We start from the raw sequence: 26,052 nt of genomic DNA, 5'->3' as shown, positions 1-26,052 counted from the left end.
CGGCGTGAAGCAGGAAGAGGCGGGCGGCTAACCTTTCAGGGTGACCGCCCAGCCTCGCCCCCTTTCGCGCCAGCGATGGCTGATCCCCGTCCTCGTGGTGGTGATCTCCCTGACCGTCGGCGTCGGGCTGCTGGCACGCGATCTCTACCTCCGTCCGGAGGCCGAGCCCACCTCGCCGGTCGTCAGCGAATCACCGACGTCGATCGCGCCCGGCGCACAGCCCGGCCCGCCCGCCGTCGAGGTGACTCCCGACGTCTTCGCGCATCCGCACTACCAGAGCGTCCGGCAGGTACTGCAGGGGTATTTCGACTCCATCAACGATCGCGACTATCCGAAGTGGACTTCGGTGGTCAGCCGGGACAGGGCCAAGACCAAGACCGCTTCCGAGTGGAAGAAGGACTATCAGTCCACTCGGGACGGCAGCATCCTCGTCTACCGCATCGAGCCGGGCGCGCCGAGCACGCTCCGGGTGCTCGTCGCCTTCACCAGTACGCAGGACGTCGACGACGCGCCGGTGTACCTGCCGGAGGCGTGCATCCGCTGGCGGCTGGTGCTGCCGCTGCGGCTGGAGAGCGGGTCGTGGCGGGTCGACACCACCGACGGCGGCACCAACCCCGAACACGAAAGATGCTGAAGTAGGGGACGACATGGTCCCCCAGGCTGACGCGTGCGTGAGCCGGGGCGGAATAGAGTCGCGGGCATGGCAATTGATCAGCCGGCCCTGCTGACCGACGCCTCGAGGGGGCTCTCCAGCGAAGAGGTCGCCCAGCGGGTGGCCGCGGGCCAGACCAACACGGTCTCGACGAAGACCAGCCGGACCACCGGCGAGATCATCCGCGCGAACGTCTTCACCCGGATCAACGCGATCTACGGTGTGCTGTTCGTGCTCATCCTGTCGACCGGGTACTTCATCGACGGGCTGTTCGGCGGACTGATCATCGTCAACAGCGCTGTCGGCATCATCCAGGAACTCCGGGCGAAACGGACCCTGGAACGGCTCGCCATCGTGGGGCAGGCCAAACCGACCGTCCGCCGTGACGGGCAGAGCGCCGAGATCGCCCCGGAAGACGTCGTGCTCGGCGACCTCGTCGAACTGGGTCCGGGCGACAAGATCGTCGTCGACGGCCCGACGCTGACGGCCGAGGCGCTGGAAGTCGACGAGTCGCTGCTGACCGGGGAATCCGATCCGGTGGTCAAGCAGCCCGGCGACAAGGTGCTGTCCGGCAGCTTCGTCGTCGCGGGCAGCGGCACCTATCGCGCGGACATCATCGGCAACGAGTCCTACGCCGCGAAACTGGCCGCGGAGGCCAGCAAGTTCACCCTGGTGAAGTCGGAACTGCGGCAGGGTATCGACAAGATCCTCAAGTTCATCACGTACCTGCTGGTCCCGGCGGGCGCGCTGACCATCTACAACCAGCTCGCGGGTGATCAGGCGTGGCCGGACGCGCTGCGCGGCATGGTGGCGGCGCTCGTGCCGATGGTGCCCGAGGGCCTGGTGCTGATGACCAGTGTCGCGCTGGCGGTCGGCGTCATCCGGCTCGGCAAGCGCCAGTGCCTGGTGCAGGAACTGCCGGCGATCGAGGGGCTCGCCCGGGTCGACGTGGTGTGCGCGGACAAGACCGGCACGCTCACCGAGAACGCGATGCGGCTGTCCGAGGTCCGGGAGATCACGCCGGGTCATCCGGTGGACGACGCGCTGGCCGCGCTCGCCGCCGCGGATCCCCGCCCGAACGCGAGCCTGCAGGCGATCGCGGAAGCGCACCGGACCGATCCGGGTTGGCGGGTCTCCACGACCATGCCGTTCTCGTCGGCGCGCAAGTGGAGTGGCGCCTCTTTCGGTGGTGACGGGGACTGGGTGCTCGGCGCCGCTGACGTCCTGCTGCCCGAGGGGGAGCACCGCGCGGAGGCCGAGAAGATCGGCTCGCGCGGTCTGCGCGTCCTGTTGCTGGGCCGTGCCGAGCGGGCCGTCGACGCGGCCGAGGGCCCCGGCGACATCGAGCCGGTGGCGCTCGTGGTGCTTGAGCAGAAGGTCCGCCCGGACGCGAAGGACACACTGGACTTCTTCGCGCACCAGGACGTCGCGGTCAAGGTCATCTCCGGCGACAACGCCATTTCGGTGGGCGCGGTCGCGGGCACCCTCGACCTGCCGGGCGCGGACAAACCCGTCGACGCGCGGAAGCTGCCGGACGACGCCGAGAAGCTGGCCGACACCGTGGAGGAACGCGCGGTCTTCGGCCGTGTGACGCCGTTGCAGAAACGCGCCATGGTCGGCGCGCTGCAGTCGAAGGGCCACACGGTCGCGATGACCGGCGACGGCGTCAACGACGTCCTCGCGCTCAAGGACGCGGACATCGGCGTCGCCATGGGCGCCGGGAGCCCGGCCACCCGCGCGGTCGCGCAGATCGTGCTCCTGGACGACAAATTCGCCACCCTGCCGCATGTCGTCGCCGAGGGGCGGCGGGTGATCGGCAACATCGAGCGCGTCTCGAACCTGTTCCTCACCAAGACGGTCTACTCGGTGCTCCTGGCGCTGATGGTCGGCATCGCGCAGGTGCCGTTCCCGTTCCTGCCGCGGCACATCACGATCACCGCGTGGTTCACGATCGGCCTGCCCGCCTTCGTGCTTTCGCTGGCGCCGAACAACGAACGCGCCCGCACCGGCTTCGTCGGCAGGGTGATGCGGATGGCCGTACCGGCCGGGCTGGTCATCGCGACGGCGACGTTCGTGAGCTACCTGCTGGTGTACAAGGGATCCGGACAGTCCGAACTGGACAAGATCCAGGCGGGGACGACCGCGCTGATCACCCTCATCACGATCGCGCTGTGGGTGCTCGGGATCGTCGCGCGGCCGTACCGGTGGTGGAAGATCCTGCTGATCGGCGGGATGGTCGTCCTGACGCTCGCGCTGTTCCTGATCCCGTTCACGCAGAAGTTCTTCGCGCTGGACCCGAGTGTGAGCGCGTACACCCTTTCGGCGTTCGCCTGCGCCGGGGTGGGGATCGTGCTGGTGGAGGCCGCCTGGTGGATCGGGCGGCATCTGGTCAAGCGCTCGGAAGCCTGACCTGTGAGTGCGTGAAGGCCCCCTTCCTTGCGCCTAGCGCAAGGAAGGGGGCCTTCACGCACTCACGAACAGCGTCAGGCCGCCGGGGTGAACAGCAGCGCCGTGTTGTGCCCGCCGAAACCGAACGAGTTGCTGATAGCCGCGCCCAGCTCGACCTTGCGTGCCTCACCGGCCACGACGTCGAGCTGCACCTTCGGGTCCAGGTCCTCGAGGTTCAGCGTCGCCGGGACGAGACCGTGGTAGATCGCCAGGATCGTGGCGATGCCCTCGACCGCGCCCGCACCGCCGACCAGGTGGCCGAGCGCGCCCTTGGGAGCGGTCACCACGGCGTGCTCGCCGACGGCGTTGCGGATCGCCGCGGCCTCGCCGACGTCACCGACGACCGTGGAGGTCGCGTGCGCGTTGACGTGGCCGACGTCGGCAGGGGAGACCCCGGCCATCGTCATCGCCTGCCGCATGGCGGCGATCTGGCCGACGCCCTCCGGGTGGTTGCCCGTGATGTGGTAGGCGTCCGAGGTGATCCCGAACCCGCTCAGCTGCGCGTAGATCCGCGCGTTGCGGGCCCTGGCGCGGTCCGCCCGCTCCAGGATCACGACGCCGGAACCCTCGCCGAGGACGAAACCGTCACGGTTCACGTCGAACGGCCGGGACGCCTTCGCCGGGTCGTCGTTGCGGGTCGACACCGTCCGCGCCTGGGCGAACCCGGCGAGGGTGATCGGGTGGATGCACGCCTCGGCTCCACCGGCGACCACGACGTCGGCCCGGCCGGACCGGATCATCTCGAAGCCGGCGGCGATGCCTTCCGCGCCCGACGCGCAGGCCGACGCGGGCGAGTGCACGCCGGCGCGGGCCTTCAGGTCGATCCCGACGTGGGCGGCGGGGCCGTTCGGCATCAGCATCGGCACGGTCAGCGGGGAAACCTTGCGGAGTCCCTGCTTGTGCAGAAGGTCGTTCTGGGAGATCAGGGTGACCGGACCGCCGACACCGGTGCCGATGGTCACCCCGAGGCGCTCGGGTTCCACATCCTGATGCTCATCGGTCGGCTGTTCGAAGCCCGCGTCCGCCCAAGCCTGACGGGCGGCGATGATCGCCACCTGTTCGCAGCGGTCCAGCCGCCGGGCCTGAACCCGCGGCAGGACCTCGGACGGGTCGACGGCGAGCATGGCGCCGATCTTCACCGGCAGCTCGAGTTCGTCGACCCAGTCGGCTTCGATGCGACGGATCCCGCTCGCCCCGGCGAGCAGGCCGTCCCACGTGGACGCGACGTCCCCGCCGAGCGGCGTGGTCGCGCCCATCCCGGTGATCACGACGTCGATGTTGCTCATTGGAGTCTCCCCAAGGTCGGCGCCAATCAAGAACTCGGACTTACTTGGAGTTGGCCGACACGTAGTTCACCGCGTCGCCAACGGTCTTCAGGTTCGCCAGCTCGTCGTCCGGGATCTTGACGCCGAACTTGTCCTCGGCCTGAACAGCGATCTCCACCATGGACAGCGAGTCGATGTCGAGGTCGTCCACGAAGGACTTGTCGGCGGTCACGTCGTCCTGCGCCACACCGGCGACCTCTTCGACGATCTCGGCGAGGCCGGCGAGGATCTCTGCGTTGTCTGCCACTGGTTGTTCCCTTCTCGGTGATGCTTTCGGCTGCCCCGCGGACACGGTGCCCGCGGGGGAAGTATTCATCACGGGCAGATGAAGGCCTGGCCCGCGTAGGAGAGTCCGGCCCCGAAGCCGACGGCGAGCACGACGTCGCCCTGCTTCGCGGTGCCCGCCTTGCGCATGTGGTCCAGCGCGAGGGGGATGGACGCGGACGAGGTGTTGCCCGAGTACTTGATGTCGTCGGCCACGACCATGTCTTCGCGGGCGCCCTTGGCGCGCAGCTTCTTGGCGATGGCTTCGACGATGCGCAGGTTGGCCTGGTGCGGGATCAGGACGTCCACATCGGACGGTTCGAGCCCGGCCAGTTCCAGCGCGTGCAAGGCGATCGGCGCGATCTGCGTGGTCGCCCACCGGAAGACCGACTGGCCCTCCTGGTAGATCCACCGGTCGTCGCGCATGTAGATGAGGTCGACGTGCTCGCCGGCGCTGCCCCAGGCGACCGGGCCGATCTGTGCCGTGTCGGCCGCGCCGACCACCGCCGCGCCCGCGCCGTCGGCGAAGATGATCGCGTTCGCGCGGTCGACCGGGTCGACGTGGTCGGTGAGCTTCTCGGCGCCGATGACGAGCGCCTTCTTCGCGCTGCCCGCCCGGATGAGGTCCGACGCGACACCGAGGCCGTAGCAGAACCCGGCACAGGCGGCGTTGAGGTCGAACGCGGCCGGATGCGTGATGCCGATCCGGTCGGCCACCTGCGCGGCGGCGTTCGGGATCTGGGTGGGCATCGTGCAGTTCGGCAGGATGACCGTGTCCACTTCGGACGGATCCACCCCGGCGTCCGCGAGCGCGGCGGCGCCCGCCTTGACCGCCATGTCGACCAGCGACTCGTCCTTCTCGGCGAACCGGCGCTCGACGATGCCGACCCGGTCGCGGATCCACTGGTCGTTGGTGTCCATGATCTTCGAGAGATCGTCGTTGGTCACGATCTTCTCGGGCTGGAAGCTCCCGACACCGAGGATGCGGGTCCCGGCGGCGCCCTGCGCCTGCCGCAAGGTGGATCGGTCGGTCACGAAGCGTCCTCCTGCCCCTGAAGCTTCGCCAGCTCTGCGGGCGTCTTCAGCGCGATGGTGGTGGTCACGGTTCCCTTGAGCTGCCGCTTGACCAGCCCGGTCAGCGTGCCCGCCGGCGGCAGTTCGAGCGTCGAGGTGACGCCCGCGGAGACCAGACCGTCCATGGTCAGGTCCCAGCGCACCGGGCTCGTGACCTGCTTGACCAGCCGGTCGAGGTATTCGGCCCCGCTGGTGACGATCTGGCCGTCGGCGTTCGACAGCAGCGGACGCGTGGGGTCCGCCGGGGTGATCTTCGCAGCGTGGGCGGCCAGCGCTTCACGCGCGGGTGCCATGTAGTTCGTGTGGAACGCGCCCGCGACCTTGAGCGCGCGGACCTTGGTGCCCTCCAGCGGCTCGGCCACGATCTTCTCGATCGCGTCGGCGGCGCCGGAAGCGACGATCTGGCCCGCGCCGTTGCGGTTCGCCGCGGCGAGGCCCTGGCCCTCGAGCCAAGCGACGACCTGCTCCGGGTCACCGAGCATGACCGCGGCCATGCTCGTCGGCTCCAGCGCGCAAGCCTTCGCCATCTCCGCGCCGCGGACGGCGGCGAGCGCGACGGCGTCCTCAGGGCTCAGCACCCCGGCGATGGCGGCGGCGGCCAGCTCTCCGACGGAGTGACCGGCGACCGGCGCGTCCGCGGCGACCGGGGCCTCGCGCTGCAGGTGTTCGAACGCCAGCAGTGACAGCGCCACGATCAGCGGCTGCGTGATCGCGGTGTCCTGGATCTCTTCGGCGTCCGCTTCGGTGCCGAGGCGGACGAGGTCGAGGCCGGCCCGCTCGGACCAGGCTTCGACGCGCGCGCGGGCGCCGTCGAGCTCGAGCCAAGGGGAGAGCATGCCTGGGGCTTGGGAACCCTGACCGGGGGCGAGGACTGCTGCTGTCACCCCATTAGAAAACACTCTCGGCCACCATGGTCGTGATGCCGACGCTCACCAAGTCCGGCCGACGTAATTGTCGGAACCCTCCAAAAGTGCCTTCCTGATCTCTGCGCTTAACCCAAAAGCCTTGTCGGGTTCAACCAGCTTTCCCTATGAAGTCTGTCACTGGTCTGTCTATGCCGCGGTCGCGAACGGGTCGCCGGGCCGTGACTTTTCGAAACCGGCTGAGGAGGGGTGCCCAGGCGGCCCGCCGCCCCGTTCGCGAGCCCTTCGGGCAAAACGCGGCACTCCAAAAGATCAAAAGACCTGGGTCGCCTCAGCCTCGGTCACCTCAGCCTGGGTCGCCTCAGCTTCGGTCACGTCGGCCTGGGTCACGTTGGCCTGGGTCGCGTTGGCCTGGGTCGAGTTCTCGTGTTCGCCGTCTGATCACGCGAGTTCCGTCTTCAATCACGTGTGTTCGCCGTTCGGTCACGTGAGTTCGTCACCAGAGGCCGCGGGCCCGGGCCAGACGGCCGACGGTCAGGGCCACCTTCAGCACCCAGGCGTCGCGCGATTCGGCGGCGTGGCGGCCGGTGAGTTCGGCGGCCTTCCGCAGCCGGTACCGGACGGTGTTCGGATGCACGAACAGCGTCCGCGCGCAGGTCTCCAGCACGCCGCCGCTGTCGAGGTAGGTCTCCACCGTCCGCAGCAGCGCCGGGCCCGCCTCCTCCAGCGGCCGGGCGATCTGCTCCACGAGCAGGCGTTCCGCCTCGGGGTCGCCGGACAACGCGCGTTCCGGCAGCAGATCGATCGATCTCGCGGGCCGCGGGGCGCCGGGCCAGCCGACGACGGCGCGCAGGCCGGAGAGAGCCTCTGTCGCGCTGTGGTGAGCCTCGGCGAGGGTGGGGACCGTCGGCCCGGCGACGACCGGGCCCTCGGCGAAGGCCACCGAAAGTTTGGTGAGGATCTCGCGGTCCTTGACGCTGCCGTCGGTGGGGCCCGCGACGACCACGACCAGGCGGGATCCCTGCACCGAGAGCAGGACGGGGCGCCCGACCCTCGCGGCGCGGCTGCGCACCTCGAACACGACGGCGGGCGGATCGTCCGACGTCGGGGTGCCGACCAGCGCGGTGGCGGGAGCGGCCGGATCCCAGCCGAGCGCGGCGGCACGGGAGAGCACCGCTTCCTCGGCGTCGCCGCGGACGATGCCGTCGACGACCAGTGCTTCGAGCCGCGCGTCCCAGGCGCCGCGTGCCTCGGCGGCGGCCGCGTAGGAGTTGGCGGCGGCGAACGCGATCTCCCGGCCGTAGCGCAGGATCCCCTCGATCAACGCGGCGCGTTCCGCCTCGTTCGCGGCGAACTCCGGCAGCTGCTCCTCGAACACCTCGATCGCGAGCCGCACCATGCCGACCGCCTGCCGCAGGCTCACCCAGCGGGACAGTTCGGCGGGCGCGTCGCGGAACGCCTCGGTGGTGAGGGAGAGGGCTTCCTTGGCGTCGCGGAGCCAGTCGACGAAACCGGCGGCACCCGCCTGGGTGATCAACAGGACGCTCGCGCGCTGGTCGGCGGGGAGGCGGGCGAACCAGCTCAGCCGCTCCTCCATCACCGCCACGCTCGCGCTCGCGAGCCGGCCGGAGGCGTGCTCGAGCCGCCGGAGGGTCTTGGCGGACAGCCCGTGGTGCTTGGGCACACGCCGTCCGGAAGTCGCATCAGCCATGGTCAGCCGATCCTAGTCCGGTCGGCCAAGGGGCCGTCGTCCTGCGGCCCTACGCCGCTCGTGTCCGAAGTGGACAGTCAGAGCGGCGAATTGTGAAAGGTGTTTGCCTAAAACTCGAGGCCGCCCGGCGCTCGCGTTTTTCGCTGCGCCGGACGGCCTCGTCTCCCCGGTCCCCACCGGTAGAACAAGTATGGGACTTGTCGATCTTTTCCCGCTAGTTCACTCACTCGATCGTGGGGTGCCGAGTTGCCGGTGCGGAGCCGGTGATCAACGATCCCTCGCAAGCCACGCCGGGTTTGGCGCGGATTTGCCGAGGAGGGAGTTCGCCGTGGGCGAGCAGCTGAAAGACGGTCTGGGGCAAGCATGGAACCTTGTCGCCACCTTCGTGCCGAAACTGGTCGGATTCCTGATCATCCTGCTCATCGGCTGGTTGATCGCGAAGGCCGTGTCAAAGGCATTGGGACTGGTTCTGTCGAAGATCGGATTCGGCAAGCTCATCGAGAAGACCGGACTCACCGGAACGCTCAAACAAGCGAATGTCGACGCGGGCGGGATCCTCGTCAAACTCGTGTACTACTTCATTCTCCTGATCGCGCTGCAACTCGCGTTCGGCGTATTCGGTGAGAGCAATCCGGTCAGCGCGCTGCTCAACGACATCATCGCGTTCCTGCCGCGGATCCTGGTGGCGCTGGTGCTGGTGATCGTCGCGGCCGCCGTCGCGAAGGTCGTCCGCGACCTGGTGACCGGCGCGCTCTCCACACGGCCCGCGGGACGGCTGCTCGGCACGATCGCCTACTGGCTGATCGTGGCGTTCGGCATCATCGCCGCGCTCGGCCAGGTGAACATCGCGACCGCGGTCACCGGACCGGTCCTGGTCACCGTGCTCGCCACCATCGGCGGTGTGATCGTCGTCGGCTTCGGCGGCGGCCTGATCAAGCCGGCGCAGGACCGCTGGCAAGGCTGGCTGGCCAACCTGCAGGGCCAATTGGAGTCCGGAAGCAGTAAAGAGAAGGTCCGTTCGGAGCCGCCGACTTCGCCCGTGGGCATCGGTCGCGTAGATTCCTGAGCATCCCGCGAGCCCGGTGATCGAGGAAGGCACCGGGCTCGCGCGGAGCTGAAGGGGCCCTTCGCCGCATGACACGCGGCGAAGGGCCCCTTCGTCTACTCCACTCAGCGGCTCTCGAGCCTGCTCCCTGTTCCGCACCTCACACTCTCTAGGGAATGGTGCCGAGGCGGAGCATGTTGGAGCGGTAGACGAGAGGGGTGCGGACGTGGACTTCCTGCTGCACAACGGTGTCACGGTGCTCGGACAGTGGATCTCCTTCGCCGAACTGGCGGGGCAGATCTTCGCGCTGGCCGTGGTCTTCCTGGCGCAACGCCGCACGTTGTGGACGTGGCCGGTGCAGGTCGGCGCCACCGTGCTGTTGTTCTCGGTCTACATCTCCGCGCATCTCGGCGGGCTCGCCACCAGGCAGGTCGCGATCCTCGTCATCTCGATCTACGGCTGGTGGGCCTGGTCCCGCCGCAGCGACCCGGTGTACGGCGTCGTCGTCCGCAAGGGCCGCCTCGGCGAGCGCCTGGCGATGATCGGCGCGTTCGCGATCGGCACCACCGCCATGGCGCTGGTGCTCGAGGCGCTGGACGCCTCGTGGGCGCCGTGGCCGGACGCCGCGATCTTCGTCGGCACGCTGGTCGCCTTCGCCGCGCAGGGCGCGGGTCTCGTCGAGTTCTGGCTGGTGTGGCTGGTCGTCGACGCGATCGGCGTACCGCTGCAGCTCTCCTCGGGCCTGTACTTCTCGGCCGCGGTCTACATCGTGTTCGCCGGGCTGGTCGTGCACGGCTGGTGGAGCTGGAACCGGACGGCGAAGCAGGTCCACGCCGGGGTCGTCACCGCATCGTCGCGTGTGAGGGCTTGAGGTCGTCGAGGGTGCGGACGCCCAGCAGCTGCATCGTCCGGGTCATCTCGGCGCGCAGGATGTCCACGCACCGCTGAACCCCGCGCTCGCCCCCGGCCATCAGGCCGTAGAGGAACGCGCGACCGATCAGCACCGCGTCGGCGCCGCGCGCGATCGCGGCCACGATGTCGCCGCCGGAGAGGATGCCGGTGTCGACCCACACCTCCGCGTCGCCCTGGATCTCGTCGAGCACCGCGGGCAGCAGTTCGATCGGCGTCGGAGCGCGGTCGAGCTGGCGTCCGCCGTGGTTGGACAGCAGCACCGCGTCGGCGCCGTGCTTGACCACGTCACGCGCGTCGTCGACGTTCTGGATCCCCTTCACCACGAGCTTGCCCGGCCAGGTCTGGCGGACCCAGTCGAGGTCGTCGAAGTTCAAGGTCGGGTCGAAGAGCTGGTTGAGCAGCTCGGCGACCGTGCCGTCGAACTGGCTCAAGGACGCGAAGGTCAGCGGCTCGGTGGTCAGGAGGTTGATCCACCACGCCGGATGCATCGCGCCATCGACGAACGTCTTGAGGGTGAGCGCGGGCGGGATGGTCAGCCCGTTGCGGACGTCGCGCAGCCGCGCGCCCGCGACCGGAGTGTCCACCGTCAGCATGAGCGTGTCGAAGCCGGCGGCCCAGGCGCGATTCATCAGATCTTCGCCCGCTTTGTGGTCGCGCCAGACGTAGAGCTGGAACCACTTGCGGGCCTCCGGGGCGGCCGCCGCGAGGTCTTCGATCGACGTCGTCGCCATCGTCGACAGCCCCATCGGGATGCCGTTGCGCTGCGCGACACGGCCCACCGCGGACTCGCCTTCGTGGTTCATCATCCGCGTGAACCCGGTCGGCGCGAACGCGAACGGCAGCGCCGAACGCTTGCCGAGGATCTCCTTGCTCGTGTCCACATCGGACACCCCGCGCAGGACATTCGGGTGGAATTCCACGCTGCGGAAGGCTTGCCGGGCGCGGCGCAGGCTGTCTTCCAGCTCCGCGGCGCCGTCGGTGTAGTCGAACGCCGCCCGCGGTGTCCGCTTGCGGGCGATCGTCCGCAGGTCGGCGATCGTGTGCGCGCCAGCCAGCCGCCGTTCGGTCGGGTTGAGCACGATCGGCTTCGGCCGCAGGATCTGCTTCAGCTCACTCGGCTTCGGCAGTCGACGCTTAGTCACACTCGCTCACCCTCTCCGCTTCCCAGAAACATCCGATGTCTACCCTAGCTTGACTCGCCCAAGATGTGCCGAAGGGGCCTTTCACCGCGAGTTTCGCGATGAAAGGCCCCTTCGGCTCACTGCTAGGCGCTACCGGAGTCCGACAGCTGCGGACCCGCGGCGGCGACGTCGTCGAGGCGGTACTTCCGCGCCGCCTCCGCCACCTTCGCCTGGTCGACCTCGCCACGCTTGGCGAGCGCGCTCAGCGTGCCGACCACGATCGACTGCGCGTCGACCAGGAACTTCCGCCGGGCGGCGGGGCGGGTGTCGGAGAACCCGAACCCGTCGGTGCCCAGCGTCAGCATGTCGGTCGGCACCCACGGACGGATCAGGTCCGGTACGGCGCGCATCCAGTCCGAAACCGCGACGACCGGCCCGTTCACGCCGGACAGCTTCCGCGTGATGTACGGCACACGCGGGGAGTCACCCGGGTGGAGGAGGTTGTCATGGTCGATCTCGACGGCCTCGCGCCGCAGCTCGGTCCACGACGTCGCGGACCAGACGGCCGCGCGCACCCCCCACTCTTCGGCGAGCATCTCCTGGGCCCGCAGCGCGTCCGGCATGGTGACGCCGGACACCAGGATCTGCGCCTCCGGGCCGTCGCCCGACGGGGCGTCGGCGTACCGGTAGAGACCCTTGAGCAGGCCGTCGACGTCGAGGTTCTCGGGCTCGGCGGGATGCTGGTAGGGCTCGTTGTAGATCGTCATGTAGTAGAAGATGTTCTCGCCGTTGCCGTCCGGCCCGGTCTCGCCGTACATCCGGCGAAGACCGTCCCGCACGATGTGCGCGATCTCGAACGACCACGCCGCGTCGTAGGCCACGACGGCCGGGTTGGTCGCCGCCAGCAGCAGCGAGTGCCCGTCTGCGTGCTGCAGGCCCTCACCGGTCAGCGTGGTGCGGCCGGCGGTGGCGCCGAGCACGAACCCGCGGGCCATCTGGTCCGCCGCCGCGTAGAGGCCGTCACCGGTCCGCTGGAACCCGAACATCGAGTAGAAGATGTAGATCGGGATCATCGGCTCGCCGTGCGTGGCGTACGAGGTCCCGACGGCGGTGAACGACGCGGTGGAGCCCGCCTCGTTGATGCCCTCGTGCAGGATGACGCCCTTTTCGGACTCCTTGTAGGCCAGCATCAGGCTCGCGTCGACCGACGTGTACGTCTGGCCGTGCGGGTTGTAGATCTTGGCCGTCGGGAACATCGAGTCCAGTCCGAAGGTGCGCGCCTCGTCCGGGATGATCGGGACGATCCGCTTGCCGATCTCGGAGTCCTTCGCCAGCTCGCGGATGAGCCGGACGAACGCCATCGTGGTGGCGACCTCCTGCTTGCCCGAGCCCTTGCGGATGCCTTCGTAGACCTTGTCGCCCGGCAGCACGAGCGCCTTCGCGGCCTTCGGGCGGCGCTCCGGCAGGAACCCGCCGAGCGCCTTGCGGCGGCCGACCATGTACTCGATCTCCGCCGAGTCCTTGCCGGGGTGGTAGTACGGCGGCAGCTTCGGGTCGCGCTCGAGCTCCTCGTCGCTGATCGGGATGCGCTGGGCGTCCCGGAACAGCTTGAGGTCGTCGAGGGTGAGCTTCTTCATCTGGTGCGTGGCGTTGCGGCCCTCGAAGGACGGGCCGAGGCCGTAGCCCTTGATGGTGTGGGCCAGGATCACCGTCGGCTGGCCGTGGTGCTCCAGCGACGACTTGTAGGCCGCGTAGACCTTGCGGTAGTCGTGCCCGCCGCGCTTGAGGTTCCAGACGTCGGCGTCGGTCAGGTCCTTGACCAGCTCCTTGGTCCGCGGGTCGCGGCCGAAGAAGTGCTCACGGACGAAGGCGCCGTCGTTGGCCTTGTAGGTCTGGAAGTCGCCGTCCGGCGTGGTGTTCATGAGGTTGACCAGCGCGCCGTCGCGGTCCGCGTGCAGCAGCGAGTCCCACTCGCGGCCCCAGATGACCTTGATGACGTTCCAGCCGGCGCCGCGGAAGTACGACTCCAGCTCCTGGATGATCTTGCCGTTGCCGCGCACCGGGCCGTCGAGCCGCTGCAGGTTGCAGTTGATCACGAAGGTCAGGTTGTCGAGGCCCTCGCCCGCGGCGACGTGGATGAGGCCGCGTGATTCCGCCTCGTCCATCTCGCCGTCGCCGAGGAACGCCCAGACATGCTGATCGCTGGTGTCCTTGATGCCACGATCGCGCAGGTAGCGGTTGAACCGGGCCTGGTAGATCGCGTTCATCGGGCCGAGGCCCATGGACACGGTCGGGTTCTCCCAGAACTCCGGCATCAGCCGCGGGTGCGGGTACGACGGCAGGCCGCCGCCCTCGCCGGCGTGCGAGAACTCCTGACGGAACCCGTCCATCTGGTTCTCGGTCAGCCTGCCCTCGAGGAACGCGCGGGCGTAGATGCCGGGGGAGGCGTGGCCCTGGATGAAGATCTGGTCGCCGCCGCTGGAGTGGTCCTTGCCGCGGAAGAAGTGGTTGAAGCCCACTTCGTACAGCGCCGCGGACGAGCCGTAGGTCGAGATGTGCCCGCCGACGCCGACGCCGGGACGCTGCGCGCGGTGCACCATGATCGCGGCGTTCCACCGGATGTAGGCGCGGTAGCGGCGCTCGATCTCCTCGTCACCGGGGAACCAGGGTTCGTTCTCGGTGGGGATGGTGTTGACGTAGTCCGTCGATGTCAGCGCCGGAACGCCGACGTGGCGTTCCCTGGCCCGCTCGAGGATGCGCAGCATCAGGTACCGGGCGCGCTGCTGACCACCCCTGGCCAGCGCCTCGTCGAAGGAGTCCAGCCATTCGGCAGTCTCCTCCGGGTCGATGTCGGGCAGGTGCGCCGCCAGTCCGTCACGGATGACGCGGACGCGTGCCGGGGTCTCCTTGCCGGAGGCGCCGTCGTTCTGCGGGGCCAAGGGGTCTCCTTGCGAAAGGTGGTAGCTGGTTCTGCTCGTACGCGGACGTGTCGCCTTCCATCGTCGTCCTCCGGTTCCGTTCGCGTCACCGCTACTGATCGGTAACGTTCGCGGACCCGATCGCGACACGTCTCGCGCGCGCCTGTACTCGCGCGCGCGTTTTCTCTCCCACCCTAAAGCAGTGCGTTCGGTGGTGCCCAAGTGCGCCTGAATTGACCACGCCAGGGTGGTCCGAATGTCCGTACGCCGCGACACGAGTTGTTCAAGATCCGGTGTGGACGGTTGCGCACAGCGCCTCACCAGTGTTCGCTAACGGGCATCGTGTACCCGAGTGTGGTGCCCGCCCGGTCGATCCGGCCGAGGCGACACCACGCTCCGTCGTAGTTGGAGGAGTGACAGCAGTGGTCGCCGCGGGAGACGCTGATCAGAGCAGCGTCGCCGAAAGGCTTGGGATCAAGCCGGACATGGTGGTCCAGGAGATCGGCTGGGACGAGGACGTCGATGACGACCTCCGAGCGGCGATCGAGGAGCAGATCGGCGGCGACATCCTCGACGAGGACGCCGACGAGGTCATCGACGTGGTGCTGCTGTGGTGGCGCGAGGACGACGGTGATCTCGGAGACACGCTGATCGAGGTCCGGACCCCCTTGAACGAGAACGGTGTGATCTGGGTGCTGACCCCGAAGACGGGACAGCCCGGACACGTCGAGCCGAGCGAGATCGCCGAAGCGGTGCCGCAGGTCGGATTGGCGCAGACGGCCAACATCAGCGCCGGCCCCAAGTGGGCGGGCACACGGCTGGTGTCGCCGAAGTCGTCCAAGACCAAGCGGTGACCTCAGGAGCCGCGCGATCGACACGATAGGGTTGTCATCGCAGGCCCCTGTTCGCTCTTGAGAGGAAACCGCCGGTATGGCCGTCGAGGTCGGATCGCAAGCCCCGGACTTCACGCTCAACGACTACAACAAGCAAGCCGTGAAGCTGTCGTCCTTCAAGGGCGAGAAGCCGGTCCTGCTCGTGTTCTACCCGTTCGCGTTCAGCGGCATCTGCACCGGCGAGCTGTGCCAGCTCCGCGACGAGTTCGCGGACTACGACGGCCAGGGCGTCCAGGTCATCGGTGTGTCCGTGGACACCCCGTTCTCGCTCAAGGCGTGGGCCGAGCAGGAGGGCTACCAGTTCCCGCTGCTCTCGGACTTCTGGCCGCACGGTGAGGTCGCGAAGGCCTACGGCGTCTTCAACGAGACGGCCGGCCTGGCCACCCGCGGCACCTTCCTGATCGACAAGGACGGCGTCGTGCGGTTCGCCGAGGTCAACCAGCCCGGCGAGGCGCGCGACCAGCAGGCGTGGAAGAAGGCCGTGGCCTCGCTGGCCTGAGTCTTCACCGGTGACACCCGTCCGCGGGTGTCACCTCCCGGGCGCATAGCTCAGCGGGAGAGCACTCGGTTTACACCCGAGCGGTCGTAGGTTCGATCCCTACTGCGCCCACCGAAAACCCGGCGACACCCCGCCCGCGCGGGGGATACCGTCGCCGCATGCGCGACACCCTGACGTGGCGGCCGCTCACCCGTGAGGACGCCAAAGCGTCGGCCGACCTCCTCAACGCCATCGAGGCCGAGGACGGCATCGGCGAGAACTACACCGAGGAAGACACCCTCCAGGAGCTGATCGACCCGTACGCGGACCTGGAGCGCGCGAGCCTCGCCGCCTTCGACGGTGACGTGATGGCCGGGTACATGAAGATCCGCTTCAAGCCGACCGCGGAAGAGGTCCATCGGGTCTTCCTCGACGGCGGGGTCCATCCCGGGTATCGCCGCCGGGGTGTCGGAACCGCGCTCGTCGACGCCGGGGTCGAGGCGGCCAAGGTGGTGCACGCGCTGCATCACCCGGCCTCGAAGCTCGTGGTGGACGTCAACCGGCCGGAGAAGGTCGCCGGTCTGGCCGAGCTCCTCCGGTCTCGCGGGTTCGCGGCGGTGCGCTACTTCCAGCGGATGGAGCACGCGCTCGGTGCCGTCGGTGGTGCGGCGATCCCCGACGGGTTCTTGGTCGAGCCGTGGTCGGAGCGCAACGACGAGGACTTCCGGAACGTGCGGAACGAGGCGTACCGGGATTACTGGGGCGCGGTGCCGATGCCCGTCGACCTCTGGAAGAACAAGATCACCAACCAGACCTTCCGGCCCGAGGTCGGCTTCCTGCTCCGGGAGAAGGCGACGGGCGTTCCGGTGGGAATGCTGGTGACCATGTACTGGGAGGCCGACACGGAGGCCACCGGCGTCCGCGACGCGCACTTCATGCTCATCGGGACGCTCCGGGAGTATCGGCGGCGGGGTGTCGCGGGCACGCTGATGGGGCACGCGCTGCGGGCCGCCGCCGAGCAGGGTTACGACCGCGCCAGCTTGAACGTGGACTCGGCGAGCCCGTCCGGCGCGTTCGGGGTCTTCGAGAAGGCAGGCTTCGCGCCGACGATGCGGTACGTGCGGTGGGCACTCGAGGCCTGAAGCTCCCGCGACGGCCCAAGGGGATCGTGAGTGGCGATCCGGGTTAGGGCCAAAGGTGCCCGTAGGTACCTATTGGATTCTGGCTGCGGTTGTTCGTGGGTGCGGTCCGTGAAGGCCCCCTTGAGGGACTCGTATTTGCTTGCCCACTGGCGTGGCCGGCGGTCGAGAGTGAAGGATTTGGGACGTTCAACGTCCCAAATCCTTCATACTCGAGTTGCCTGCCACCGGTCCGCGTTGAGGGACTCACGGGTCATTTTGTGCGCCCCGAAGGCTGACTACTTTGCGCGACCGGCGATGTCACTCCTTTGGCCGCCGATCTTGATGTATCTGGGCAGTCCCGGCCGTCTCCTGTCTTGTGCAGCCGAAAGTTCGCCACCCGCGGCGCGGCGCACCGGCGGTCTGGCCTGCCGAGGGGGCAGACCAGACCGCCGAAAACCCAAAGACGTTCCACAGTTGGGGGTGCGTGAAGACCCCTTCACTCGGCTCAGTCGAGTGGAGGGGCCTTCACGTGTCTACGGCCGGAATTGCCGACCCATTGGTATCCGGCCTTGCTTGGGCTTGATCAACCGGGGGCTGATGGGGTCTGCGCGACGGTGGAGAATTCGGGACGTTCAACGTCCCGAATCTTCCACGCTCGATCGTCAGCCGGAGATCGTGCTTCGGTGCCCTGGTCGCGCAGTCGCTGTAACTGCTGGTGCGCGCGGTGCGGACGTAGCGATCGCAAGCCCGTGAAGGGCCCCTTGCCTACCCTGAAAGTAGGCAAGGAGGCCTTCGCGGACTTGGGGCCGGTCAGGCGCGGGTGAGCCGGTTCGCCAGGGTCGACATCGTGTAGGTCCCGATGCCCATGACGACTTCGAGGGCGTTCCGCTCGGTGTAGCCGTGCCCGACGAAGGCCGTCAGTGTCTCGTCGTCCACGCCGCCGGCGGTTTCGAGCACCGCCAGCGTGAACTGCCGGACGGCTTCCAGGTGCTCGTCGGGCACGGGCTCCTGCGAGCGAAGCGCCGCGATGACGTCGTCGTCCGCGTGAAGTCCCTTCAGCTTGGCGGTGTGCATCTCGACACACACTTCGCAGCCGTTGCGCGTCGCCACGGTCATCACGACCGTCTCCCGCGCGAGGGGATCGAGTGTGGTCTTCTCGAAGCTCGCGCTGAGCTTCAGGAACCCGTCGAGCAGTTCCGGTGACGACGCCAGCCGGGCGACGGCGGTCGGCAGGTGGCCCAGATGCCGGATGGTCGCCTCCATCGGGCGACGGGAGGCTTCGGGCGCGGTTTCGAGGGTGTGATCGGTGAACAAGGCTGCCCCTTAGGATGGTCAACGTGGTTGACGAAAACGTAAACCAAGTTGTCGAACAGGGCAAGCGGGTTTCCGACGCGCCCGGGTTCGAGCTGCCGCTGTTGCTGTTCGCGGGCTTCCGCTCGATCATCGACCGGCTCCACGCCGAACTGGCCGAGCAGGGTCATCCCGACGTCCGTCCGGCGTACGGCTTCGCCATCCAGGCGATCGGCCGCGGCGGCGCGACGGCGAGCGAGATCGGGCGGCGGCTCGGGGTCAGCAAACAGGCGGCGGGCAAGACCGTCGACAAGCTGGAGCAGCTCGGTTACGTCGAGCGCGCCGACGATCCGGCCGACGCGCGGCGCAAGGTCGTGCGGCTCACCGGCCGCGGGATCGACTCACTCGGCAGGAGCGCGGCGATCTTCGAGGAGCTGCGCAAGGACTGGGTGGGCGCGCTGGGAACCGAAAGGGTCCGCGCGCTCGAAGCCGACCTGCGCACGATGGCGCCCGCGGACGGCTTCCGGCTCGACGTCGCCGGCTGGTTCGGGGCCTAGAAAGGACAACCCGGGTTCGGCGCGTCCTGTGAGAGCGGGCTCCCATGCGGGAGGACGTAGAGCACCTCCAGCACCACCGGCGTCGTCCCGAGGTTCCGTCCGATGTGGACAGTGTCGCTCGGCTCGGTGAACGCGGCGCCCTTCCGGTACAGGCCGTCGAGGCCGCAGTCGGCCGAGTTGTGCGTCAGCGTGCCCGCCTTGACGTACGCGTAGAGCTTCCCGTCGTGGTAGTGCCAGCCGGTGTACCCGCCGGGCTGGATGACGACCTCGCGCAGCACGTAGTCGGTGTTCCCGACCGTCTTCTGCTTGAAGATCGTCCCGGTCACCCCGGATCCGGGCGTCGCCTCGGCCGTCGCGGGGACGGCGAGCGCGAGGGCGAGTGTGGCGAGCAGCGTGGTCACGGACCGCGGGCGCATGGGAAGAACCGTACCGCGATTCAGGTCGCCCGAAGCGTCCGTCGCAGCATCTTGCCGCTCTCCGTCCGCGGCAGCCGCTCCCGGAAGTCGAACCGGCGCGGTGTCTTGAATCCGGCGAGTTCGGCCCGGCAATGCTCCTCGAGCCGCTTCGCCAGCGCTGAGTCCCCGAGGACGTCTTCGACCGGTTGAACCACGGCGACGACCCGTTGTCCCCATTCGGGATCCGGCTCCCCGATCACCGCGACGTCGGCGACGTCCGGATGGCTCAGCAACCGCGCCTCGATCTCGGCCGGGTAGATGTTCACGCCACCGGAAAGAATGAGATCCGTCCGCCGGTCGCACAGGAACACGCGGCCCTCGGCGTCGAGATAGGCGACGTCCCCGACGGTGACGAACTCCCCGGAGCGCGCGGCGGCCGTCTTGTCCGGATCGTCGTGGTAGTCGAATTTCGTGTGCGCGGAACTGAAGTAGAGCGTCCCTGGCTCGCCCGCGGGGAGTTCCCGGCCGTCGTCGTCGACGACCTTCACCCGCACACCGTCCAGCGGTTCGCCGACCGTGCCCGGCTCGGCGAGCCATTCGCGCGCGTGCACCGCCGTGATCAGTCCCTCGGACGCGCCGTAGTACTCATGGACGACCGGCCCGAGCCAGGCGAGCATCCGCTCCTTGACCTCACGCGGACAAGGCGCGGCGCCGTGGATCACCGAGACCAGGCTCGACAGGTTGTAGCGCGAGCGGACGTCCTCGGGCAGCCGCAGCATGCGGTGGAACATCGTCGGCACCAGATGTGTACTCGTGACACGGTGCTTTTCGGTGAGCCGCAACGTTTCCTCGGCGTCGAACCGGTCCATCAGCACGAGCGTGTGCCCGAGGTGCAGGATCGCGGTCGAGAACGTGCCCGGCGCCGCGTGATAGAGCGGGCAGGCGACGAGGTGTACGCCGTGCCCCGGCAGGACGTCCAGGCGTTCGAGGACGTTCGCGTGGATCGGGTGCAACGCGGGCGGCCGCCCGGACAGAGCGCGCCGGACACCTTTGGGGCGTCCCGTGGTGCCGGAGGTGTAGAGCATCGTCTGGCCGGCTGTGCGGTGCTCGGGGGTGATGGCGGGCTGGTCCGCGCCCCAGGTCGCGTAGTCCGCCCAGCCGGGTGTCTCACCGCGCGAGAACCGGTGCAGACCCTTGAGTTCCGTGGTGCAGGTGGCCGCGATGTCCGCGTCCGCGATGGCCACCTTCGCGCCGCTGTTGACCGCGATGTAGGCGATCTCGCTCGGCGAGGACCGGTAGTTGACCGGGGTGAAGTAGATCCCCGCTTGCAGGGTCGCCAGCAGCAGTTCGTAGTAGGCGAGTCCGTTGTGGATGATCGCGAGGACACCGTCGCCTTCGCCGAGGCCGAGTGCCCGTAAGGCGTGGGTCAGCTGGTTCACCCGCGCCGACAGCTCGCCGAAGGTGGTCTCCCGCCCGTCGACGTCGATCACCGCGACGCGGCCGGGATCCAGGGCCGCGACTTCGTAGAACGTGCTCATCCCGTCACAGTGCCATCTCCCGGGTCGGGGCGCCGCAGGCTCTCCAGGTGCCGCCGGAGCACCGAGAGCATCAGCTCCGGCGATGTCCGCCCCGACGAAAGGGCGAGGCCGTCCAGCAGCGCGGCCAGCCGTTCGGTTTCGACGGCCAGGTCGAGGCCTTCGAGCAGGCCGCCCACTCCGTGCGCGCCTTCGAGAACCCGCCGGACGAGGGAACGGACCCCCTCATACGTGCGGGTGACCTCCTCGGCGAGGTCCGGGCGGTATTTCGCGGCTGCCGTGAACGCCAGCCAGACGTCGGTTTCGGCCCTGGTCTGCTCGGTGAGCGGAAGCAGTTCGCCGAGCAGTGCTTCGGTGAGTTCCTTCCGCCGTGAGCGCGGTGTCGCGGGGTCGAGCGGCTCCGGGAGATGCCCCATCAGCCTCGCGATCACCCTGTCGCCGAGCGCGCGCATGGCGAACACGATCAGCTCGTCGTGCCCCTTGAAGTAGTGCCGAACCGAGCCGATCGCCAGACCGGCTTCGTCGGCCACGCTCCTGAGCGAAGCCTGCGCGAGGCCGTCCCGCTGGATCACGCGGAAGACGGCCTCGGCTATCTCCAGGCGCCGGGCCTCGGGGTCGACGATCTTGGGCATGTTGTCTTTATAGCACGACCTTGCTATTTTATTTGGCACAGTCATGCTACAAAGGGGGAGTCATGAGGACCTGGTTGCTGATCGCGCTGGTGGTCGCCGCGGTGATCGTGATCGTCGTACGGCGACTGCGCGGGGAGCCGCTGGTCGCCCGCGACGTGTTCGGGGCACCGGTGATCCTGATCGGGATCGGCGTCTACGGCTTGACGAAGCTGGATGCCTTCACGTTCACGGACGGTCTCTGGCTCGTACTGGGCTCCGCGGTCGGCTGCGGCCTCGGCGCGGTGCGTGCCACCACCACGAAGCTGTTCGAGCGCGACGGAGTGCTTTGGCTGCGCTACACCGGCTGGACGTTCGGCGTCTGGGTGCTGTCGATGGCGGTGAACTTCGGCATCGGTTTCCTGGCCACCATGGCGGGTGCGCATCCCGACGCGCGGCCGGTGACCTTGTCGATCGGCGTCAGCCTCATGGGTGAGGCGTTGGTGATCGGCAAGCGCGCCAAGACGACGGGGCTGCCGTACGCCCCGCCGTCCGAGTCGGTGCTTTCCCGCCGTTAGGCCAGTTTCGCGACCTCGCCGACGAGGAGTGCGATCTCGTCTTCGGTGTTGAAGTAGTGCACCGAAGACCGGACCATCGAGGGCAGCCCACGCGCGGCGAAGTCGAACTGGGCGGACGACGCTTCCACGACGCTGACATTGATCTTCGCCGCGGCCAGGCGCTGTTTCACTTCCTGCGACGGCGTTTTCGCGACGCTGAACGTGACGATTCCGCACTTCCGCGCGCCCTGGTCGTGGACGCGGACGCCGGGGATCTCGCGGAGCGCGTCGCGCAGTTTCGCGGCCAGCGTGGCGACGCGGGCTTCGATGGCGGGCATGCCCCATTCGAGGGCGTAGTCGATCGCGGCGCCGAGGCCGTGCACCGCGGCGTGATCACGTTCCCAGACCTCGAACATCTTCGCCGTCGAATCGACCTCGTAGCTCTCGGGCGCTGTCCATGCCGCCGAGTGGAGGTCGAGCATCGCGGGCTCCACGCGTTCACGCAGCCGCGGGTGCGCGTAGAGGAACCCGGTGCCGCGCGGTCCGCGCAGGTACTTGCGGCCGGTCACGCTGAGCGCGTCGCAGTTCAGGCGCGCGACGTCGAGGTCGATCTGGCCCGCGCTCTGGCACGCGTCCAGCAGGAACGGGATCCCGGCCTCGCGCGCGACAGCGCCGATCTCCTCGGCGGGGTTCACCAGCCCGCCCTGGGTCGGCACGTGGGAGACGGCGATCAGCTTGACGTCGCCGTCGACACGGCGTTTGAGGTCCTCGACGTCCAGTTGTCCGGACTCGTCGTCCTCGACCACCTCGACGACGGCGCCGGTGCGCTTCGCGAGCTGAAGGTAGGAGATGACGTTGCTCGCGTACTCGGACTTCGCCGTCAGGATCCGGTCTCCGGCGGCGAACGGCAGCGCGTAGAAGACCGCTTGCCAGGATCGGGTCGCGTTGTCGGTCAGCGCGATGTCGTCGGGCTCGGCGCCGACGAGCCGCGCGGCCGAGGCGTAGACGCCGTCCAGCCGCTCCACGGTGGCCGTGGCCTGCTCGTATCCGCCGATCAGGGCTTCTTCGCGCAGGTAGTCGACGACGGTGTCGGTCACTCGCGCGGGTGGCAGCGACGATCCGGCGTTGTTGAGGTGGACCACTTCCGCGCAGCCCGGCGTCTCGGCACGAGCGCGGTTTACATCGAAGGCCGTCATGCCTAACTGAATACAGTATGGCCGAAGTGCATGCAATACTGCCCGCATGACGAGGAACCTGCTGCGGAGCGATCTCGCCGAGGAGATCACCGCCCGCGTACTCGACGGCCGGCTCGCCGCGGACAGCCGGATCAACGAGGTGCACCTCGCCCGCGAACTGGGTGTCAGCCGGACACCGCTGCGCGAGGCGCTGATCGGGCTGGCCGATCGTGGCCTGCTCGTCTCGGCGCCGGGTCGCGGTTTCCTCGTGCCGCCCTTCGATCCCGAAGAGGCCCGGCGGCTGTACCCGCTCGTCGCGGAGCTGGAATCGCTCGCGTTGCGCTGGAGTTCGCCGCAGGACCTCGCCGGGCTCACCGGCGGCCTCGACCGGATCGCCACCGAGATGACAGCGGAACTCGGGCGGCGAGGCGATCTGTCCGATTTGGACGATCGCTGGCACGCGCTGCTGGTCTCGCGCTGCACGAATCCGCATCTGCTGCGCCTGATCGAACAGACCAAGCCGCTGCTGAAACGCTATGACACCAGCTATTTCGGTGGCGCCGAACGCTCGCTGGAAAGTATCGACGAGCATCGTCGGATCGCCGAGGCGATCCGTGTCTCGGACCTCGCGACGGCCGCGGAGCTGCTCGTGCGGAACTGGGTGAAAACGTTGGCATATTTGGAGAACATGGGGTGACACGATGTTCGTGACGGCACATCTGAGTGACAACCATCTCGACGGCGGGGAGCGCGGCGACGAACGCACCGCGCGGGTCATGCGGTACCTGGAAAACCTGGCGAAGCCGGTCGACGCGATCCTGGTGACCGGCGACATCGCCGATCACGGCACGCTCGAGGAGTACCGGCGCGCGGCCGAGCTGTTCAAGACCGACGTCCCGTTGTTCACCTGCCCCGGCAACCACGACAAGCGCGGCCCGTTCCGCGAAGGGCTGCTCGGCCAGGCGCCGGACGACGCCCCGGTCAACGCGGCGCACACCGTCGGCGACGTCACGTTCGTCATGGCCGATTCGAGCATCCCCGGCAAGCCGGACGGCCTGTTCGACGACGAGACGGTGGCCTGGCTGGACGGCGTTCTGGCCGTCGGCGACGGCCCCGCCTTCATCGCCTTCCACCACCCGCCTGTCGAACTCGGTCTGCCGCTGGTGGACGCGATGCGCCAGTACGGCGAAGACAGGCTGGCCGAGGTGCTCGGACGTCATCCGCGAGTGGTGGCCCTGCTCTGCGGGCACGTCCACGCCTCGGCGTCGACGACCTTCGCGGGTCTGCCGCTGAGGTCCGCGCCTTCTGTCGGGTCGAGCATCCTGCTCCCGTGGGAGGAGAACGGGCTCCGGCCGTGGGGAGAAGGCGGGCCGATCGACTACGACCTGCCGCCGTCGCTGCTGTTCCACGTGCTGCACGACGACGGCAGGCTGACCACCCACCACCGGGTGGTCCCGGCCTAGGAAGACACCGGCAGGGTGATCGCGGACGGCCGCGCGGGATCGTGGAAGATCTCGAACCGCGCGGGTTTCCCGTCCACCGCGCTGAAAACGGACTCGCCGGTGCCGTGGTTGCGGGCGAAGCGGGGGAACGCTCCGCCCGCGACCTGCAGCCGCAGCCGGTGCCCGCGCCGGAACCGGTAAGCCGTCGGATCGAGCCGGACCTCCGCCGCGACCACACCGTCCACATCGGACTTGGGGTGGCCGGGGCGCAGGCGGAGGATGCCGTCGGTGACGTTGCGGGAGACACCGCGACCGTCCACATCGCAAAGCCGGACGAACACGTCGCCATGCCCGACGTCGGTCCGCACGTGCACCAGCGCGGAGACCTCGCCGATGACGTCGAGGTCGCGCTTCAGCTTTTCGCCGGTGAAGAGCAGCACGTCCCCGCGCTCCTCGACGTCCTTGTTGTCGCGCTGTTTCTGCGTGCCCGAAAGCAGCGGGCCGCCCACGGACGGCGTCGGATCGGCCGGGTCGAAGGTGAACGTCCCCGGCTTCGACTCGACGGGCTCTTCGGTGGAAAGCCCGCCGGGGCGCAGGAAATACGGGGTGGCGTCGGACTTCGGCGGCCAGCTGTCGAAGTCCAGCCACCGCCCGGAGCCCTGCAGGTACAGGCGTACGGGAGCCTGCCTCAGCGGCGCGCGATCGCCGTGAAGGTGGGCGGAAAGGAAGCCGATCTGGTCGGTGATCAGGGTTTTGAGGCTGGCCGGTTCGCCGTGTGCCCAGGGGCCGATGGTGATCCTCGGCTCACGCCCCGCCGCGGCGAGTTCCTTGAAGTCGCGCAGCTGCGCGGTGATGAACAGGTCGTACCAGCCGGTCACCATCGTCACCGGGGTCCTCAGCCCGGCGACCTCGGCGCTGTGGTCCGACGGCGCCCAGAAGTCGTCCCCCGGCTCGGCGTGCCCGGAGACGTCCTGAAGGAACCGCACCTGCTTGCCGATGGCCGCGACGTCCGCGCCGGAAACCGGCAGATGAGCCATGGCCTGGCGGGTCTTCTTCGTCTGCCAAGGGTTCGGCAGACCGGCGAACCGGCCTTCCTGGCGGCCGATCAGCGCCGACCACGAGACCATGTTGTCGACCGCGAGGATCCCGCCGGGATAGAACGTCGAGACGAACTCCGACGCGGTGACACCGAGACACAGCGCTTCGAGCGGCTCGTCGAGATACGGCGCGACAGCCCACTGCGTGTGGCCGAGGTAGCTCGCGCCCGCCATCGCGACCCGTCCGTCGCACCACGGCTGCTCGCGCAGCCAGGCGACGGTGGCGAGGCCGTCCTCCTTCTCCAGGTGGAACGGCCGGAACTCGCCGCCGGAGCCGAAGGTGCCGCGAGTGCTCTGCAGGACCGTCTGCAACCCGTGCCGCGCGAACGTCTCGCCGAAGATCTTGCCCATCAGCCCCTTGCGGCCGTACGGCGTGCGGATCAGCACCACCGGCCGCGGTTCGCCGTCCGGGACGGCGTAGCGGTCGGCCAGCAGCCGGACGCCGTCGGGCATCGGGACGGGGATTCCCTTGGTCGCCACGGGAGCGGGGCCTTCGGCAGGGGGAAGGCCGAGGAACCGGTCGAGGAGTCGGTCGAGCACGCCTGGGCCGCCTTTCGTGCGGATGATCATC

24 protein-coding genes and 1 tRNA gene are annotated in these 26,052 nt (G+C 68.7%); 12 read left to right on the top strand and 13 right to left on the bottom strand.

What is annotated here, in order from left to right:
* Positions 1-40: 40 nt before the first annotated feature.
* A complete protein-coding gene (locus tag HDA45_RS08750; RefSeq protein ID WP_184893545.1) occupies positions 41-634 on the top strand; it encodes a hypothetical protein in 594 nt (197 codons plus the stop codon).
* A gap of 66 nt (positions 635-700) precedes the next feature.
* On the top strand, positions 701-3,061 hold the full coding sequence (locus HDA45_RS08745; protein WP_184893542.1) for a cation-translocating P-type ATPase: 2,361 nt from the start codon (positions 701-703) through the stop codon (positions 3,059-3,061).
* 74 nt (positions 3,062-3,135) lie between these two features.
* Here the strand turns inward: HDA45_RS08745 and HDA45_RS08740 are convergent, their stop codons facing one another.
* The 5 genes from HDA45_RS08740 to HDA45_RS08720 all read right to left on the bottom strand — a co-directional run bounded on the left by HDA45_RS08740 (position 3,136) and on the right by HDA45_RS08720 (position 8,337).
* The gene (locus HDA45_RS08740; RefSeq protein WP_184893540.1) at positions 3,136-4,386 is read right to left on the bottom strand and encodes a beta-ketoacyl-[acyl-carrier-protein] synthase family protein; all 1,251 of its coding nucleotides are present in this window, start codon (positions 4,384-4,386) and stop codon (positions 3,136-3,138) included.
* Positions 4,387-4,426: 40 nt separating this feature from the next.
* Complete coding sequence (locus HDA45_RS08735; RefSeq protein ID WP_184893538.1) at positions 4,427-4,672, bottom strand: acyl carrier protein; 246 nt, start codon at positions 4,670-4,672, stop codon at positions 4,427-4,429.
* A 68-nt stretch (positions 4,673-4,740) separates the two neighbouring features.
* Entirely contained in the window at positions 4,741-5,724 is a 984-nt protein-coding gene (locus HDA45_RS08730) for a beta-ketoacyl-ACP synthase 3 (protein ID WP_184893536.1), read from the bottom strand.
* Entirely contained in the window at positions 5,721-6,647 is a 927-nt protein-coding gene (locus tag HDA45_RS08725; protein ID WP_343072034.1) for an ACP S-malonyltransferase, read from the bottom strand. The genes HDA45_RS08730 and HDA45_RS08725 overlap by 4 nt, the downstream gene beginning before the upstream one ends.
* 475 nt (positions 6,648-7,122) lie before the next feature.
* A complete protein-coding gene (locus HDA45_RS08720) occupies positions 7,123-8,337 on the bottom strand; it encodes a PucR family transcriptional regulator (RefSeq protein WP_184893532.1) in 1,215 nt (404 codons plus the stop codon).
* 328 nt (positions 8,338-8,665) lie between these two features.
* Here HDA45_RS08720 and HDA45_RS08715 point away from each other — a divergent pair, with 328 nt between their 5' ends.
* Entirely contained in the window at positions 8,666-9,403 is a 738-nt protein-coding gene (locus HDA45_RS08715; protein ID WP_184893530.1) for a mechanosensitive ion channel family protein, read from the top strand.
* A 205-nt stretch (positions 9,404-9,608) separates the two neighbouring features.
* Entirely contained in the window at positions 9,609-10,253 is a 645-nt protein-coding gene (locus HDA45_RS08710; protein WP_184893528.1) for a nicotinamide mononucleotide transporter, read from the top strand.
* Here HDA45_RS08710 and HDA45_RS08705 read toward each other — a convergent pair.
* A complete protein-coding gene (locus tag HDA45_RS08705; RefSeq protein ID WP_184893526.1) occupies positions 10,225-11,436 on the bottom strand; it encodes an alpha-hydroxy-acid oxidizing protein in 1,212 nt (403 codons plus the stop codon). The genes HDA45_RS08710 and HDA45_RS08705 overlap by 29 nt on opposite strands.
* A 122-nt stretch (positions 11,437-11,558) precedes the next feature.
* Positions 11,559-14,354, bottom strand: a complete 2,796-nt coding sequence (aceE, locus tag HDA45_RS08700; protein WP_184893524.1) for a pyruvate dehydrogenase (acetyl-transferring), homodimeric type — start codon at positions 14,352-14,354, stop codon at positions 11,559-11,561.
* 401 nt (positions 14,355-14,755) lie between these two features.
* Between aceE and HDA45_RS08695 the strand changes: the two genes are divergently transcribed.
* The 4 genes from HDA45_RS08695 (at position 14,756) to HDA45_RS08680 (ending at position 16,846) form a co-directional block, all read left to right on the top strand.
* Positions 14,756-15,187: a DUF3052 domain-containing protein gene (locus tag HDA45_RS08695; RefSeq protein ID WP_034311133.1), complete on the top strand. Its 432-nt coding sequence runs from the start codon at positions 14,756-14,758 to the stop codon at positions 15,185-15,187.
* Between the two features lie 76 nt (positions 15,188-15,263).
* Positions 15,264-15,725 (top strand): peroxiredoxin, encoded by a 462-nt coding sequence (locus HDA45_RS08690; RefSeq protein WP_184893522.1) that lies wholly within the window; start codon positions 15,264-15,266, stop codon positions 15,723-15,725.
* A 39-nt stretch (positions 15,726-15,764) separates the two neighbouring features.
* Positions 15,765-15,836, top strand: a tRNA-Val gene (locus HDA45_RS08685).
* 47 nt (positions 15,837-15,883) lie between these two features.
* The gene (locus HDA45_RS08680; RefSeq protein WP_184893520.1) at positions 15,884-16,846 is read left to right on the top strand and encodes a GNAT family N-acetyltransferase; all 963 of its coding nucleotides are present in this window, start codon (positions 15,884-15,886) and stop codon (positions 16,844-16,846) included.
* Between the two features lie 789 nt (positions 16,847-17,635).
* Here the strand turns inward: HDA45_RS08680 and HDA45_RS08675 are convergent.
* Complete coding sequence (locus HDA45_RS08675; protein ID WP_184893517.1) at positions 17,636-18,139, bottom strand: carboxymuconolactone decarboxylase family protein; 504 nt, start codon at positions 18,137-18,139, stop codon at positions 17,636-17,638.
* Between the two features lie 14 nt (positions 18,140-18,153).
* On the opposite strand from HDA45_RS08675, the gene HDA45_RS08670 reads away from it, so the two are divergent.
* Complete coding sequence (locus HDA45_RS08670) at positions 18,154-18,672, top strand: MarR family winged helix-turn-helix transcriptional regulator (protein ID WP_184893515.1); 519 nt, start codon at positions 18,154-18,156, stop codon at positions 18,670-18,672.
* Here the strand turns inward: HDA45_RS08670 and HDA45_RS08665 are convergent.
* Genes HDA45_RS08665 through HDA45_RS08655 form a run of 3 tightly spaced genes read right to left on the bottom strand, consistent with a single transcriptional unit; the run spans position 18,669 to position 21,234 of the window.
* The gene (locus tag HDA45_RS08665; RefSeq protein ID WP_184893512.1) at positions 18,669-19,088 is read right to left on the bottom strand and encodes a cupin domain-containing protein; all 420 of its coding nucleotides are present in this window, start codon (positions 19,086-19,088) and stop codon (positions 18,669-18,671) included. The genes HDA45_RS08670 and HDA45_RS08665 overlap by 4 nt on opposite strands.
* A 20-nt stretch (positions 19,089-19,108) precedes the next feature.
* Positions 19,109-20,605 (bottom strand): AMP-binding protein, encoded by a 1,497-nt coding sequence (locus HDA45_RS08660; RefSeq protein ID WP_184893510.1) that lies wholly within the window; start codon positions 20,603-20,605, stop codon positions 19,109-19,111.
* Positions 20,602-21,234: a TetR/AcrR family transcriptional regulator gene (locus HDA45_RS08655; protein ID WP_184893508.1), complete on the bottom strand. Its 633-nt coding sequence runs from the start codon at positions 21,232-21,234 to the stop codon at positions 20,602-20,604. Before HDA45_RS08655 ends, HDA45_RS08660 begins: the two co-directional genes overlap by 4 nt.
* A gap of 62 nt (positions 21,235-21,296) precedes the next feature.
* On the opposite strand from HDA45_RS08655, the gene HDA45_RS08650 reads away from it, so the two are divergent.
* A complete protein-coding gene (locus HDA45_RS08650) occupies positions 21,297-21,788 on the top strand; it encodes a DUF1453 domain-containing protein (protein WP_184893506.1) in 492 nt (163 codons plus the stop codon).
* Here HDA45_RS08650 and HDA45_RS08645 read toward each other — a convergent pair.
* Positions 21,785-22,963 (bottom strand): aminotransferase class V-fold PLP-dependent enzyme, encoded by a 1,179-nt coding sequence (locus tag HDA45_RS08645; RefSeq protein ID WP_184893504.1) that lies wholly within the window; start codon positions 22,961-22,963, stop codon positions 21,785-21,787. The genes HDA45_RS08650 and HDA45_RS08645 overlap by 4 nt on opposite strands.
* Positions 22,964-23,009: 46 nt before the next feature.
* Here HDA45_RS08645 and HDA45_RS08640 point away from each other — a divergent pair, with 46 nt between their 5' ends.
* Together HDA45_RS08640 and HDA45_RS08635 are read left to right on the top strand one after the other, a co-directional pair.
* The gene (locus HDA45_RS08640) at positions 23,010-23,639 is read left to right on the top strand and encodes a GntR family transcriptional regulator (protein WP_184893502.1); all 630 of its coding nucleotides are present in this window, start codon (positions 23,010-23,012) and stop codon (positions 23,637-23,639) included.
* 4 nt (positions 23,640-23,643) lie between these two features.
* Positions 23,644-24,405: a metallophosphoesterase gene (locus HDA45_RS08635; protein ID WP_184893500.1), complete on the top strand. Its 762-nt coding sequence runs from the start codon at positions 23,644-23,646 to the stop codon at positions 24,403-24,405.
* Here HDA45_RS08635 and HDA45_RS08630 read toward each other — a convergent pair.
* Positions 24,402-26,021, bottom strand: coding sequence for a CocE/NonD family hydrolase (locus tag HDA45_RS08630; RefSeq protein WP_184893498.1), 1,620 nt, complete (start codon positions 26,019-26,021; stop codon positions 24,402-24,404). The genes HDA45_RS08635 and HDA45_RS08630 overlap by 4 nt on opposite strands.
* Positions 26,022-26,052 lie beyond the last annotated feature (31 nt).

Origin of the sequence: Amycolatopsis umgeniensis (genome assembly GCF_014205155.1) — a bacterium.
Classification (GTDB): Bacteria; Actinomycetota; Actinomycetes; order Mycobacteriales; family Pseudonocardiaceae; genus Amycolatopsis; species Amycolatopsis umgeniensis.
This window is presented reverse-complemented; position numbering and strand designations above follow the sequence as displayed.

Excerpts from the sequence above, each read along its gene's own strand:
- HDA45_RS08745 (WP_184893542.1), top strand. The coding sequence starts at position 701 with ATGGCAATTGATCAGCCGGCCCTGCTGACCGACGCCTCGAGGGGGCTC.
- HDA45_RS08740 (WP_184893540.1), bottom strand. The coding sequence starts at position 4,386 with ATGAGCAACATCGACGTCGTGATCACCGGGATGGGCGCGACCACGCCG.
- HDA45_RS08720 (WP_184893532.1), bottom strand. The coding sequence starts at position 8,337 with ATGGCTGATGCGACTTCCGGACGGCGTGTGCCCAAGCACCACGGGCTG.
- HDA45_RS08690 (WP_184893522.1), top strand. The coding sequence starts at position 15,264 with ATGGCCGTCGAGGTCGGATCGCAAGCCCCGGACTTCACGCTCAACGAC.
- HDA45_RS08680 (WP_184893520.1), top strand. The coding sequence starts at position 15,884 with ATGCGCGACACCCTGACGTGGCGGCCGCTCACCCGTGAGGACGCCAAA.
- HDA45_RS08670 (WP_184893515.1), top strand. The coding sequence starts at position 18,154 with ATGGTCAACGTGGTTGACGAAAACGTAAACCAAGTTGTCGAACAGGGC.
- HDA45_RS08665 (WP_184893512.1), bottom strand. The coding sequence starts at position 19,088 with ATGCGCCCGCGGTCCGTGACCACGCTGCTCGCCACACTCGCCCTCGCG.
- HDA45_RS08660 (WP_184893510.1), bottom strand. The coding sequence starts at position 20,605 with ATGAGCACGTTCTACGAAGTCGCGGCCCTGGATCCCGGCCGCGTCGCG.
- HDA45_RS08655 (WP_184893508.1), bottom strand. The coding sequence starts at position 21,234 with ATGCCCAAGATCGTCGACCCCGAGGCCCGGCGCCTGGAGATAGCCGAG.
- HDA45_RS08650 (WP_184893506.1), top strand. The coding sequence starts at position 21,297 with ATGAGGACCTGGTTGCTGATCGCGCTGGTGGTCGCCGCGGTGATCGTG.
- HDA45_RS08645 (WP_184893504.1), bottom strand. The coding sequence starts at position 22,963 with ATGACGGCCTTCGATGTAAACCGCGCTCGTGCCGAGACGCCGGGCTGC.
- HDA45_RS08640 (WP_184893502.1), top strand. The coding sequence starts at position 23,010 with ATGACGAGGAACCTGCTGCGGAGCGATCTCGCCGAGGAGATCACCGCC.
- HDA45_RS08635 (WP_184893500.1), top strand. The coding sequence starts at position 23,644 with ATGTTCGTGACGGCACATCTGAGTGACAACCATCTCGACGGCGGGGAG.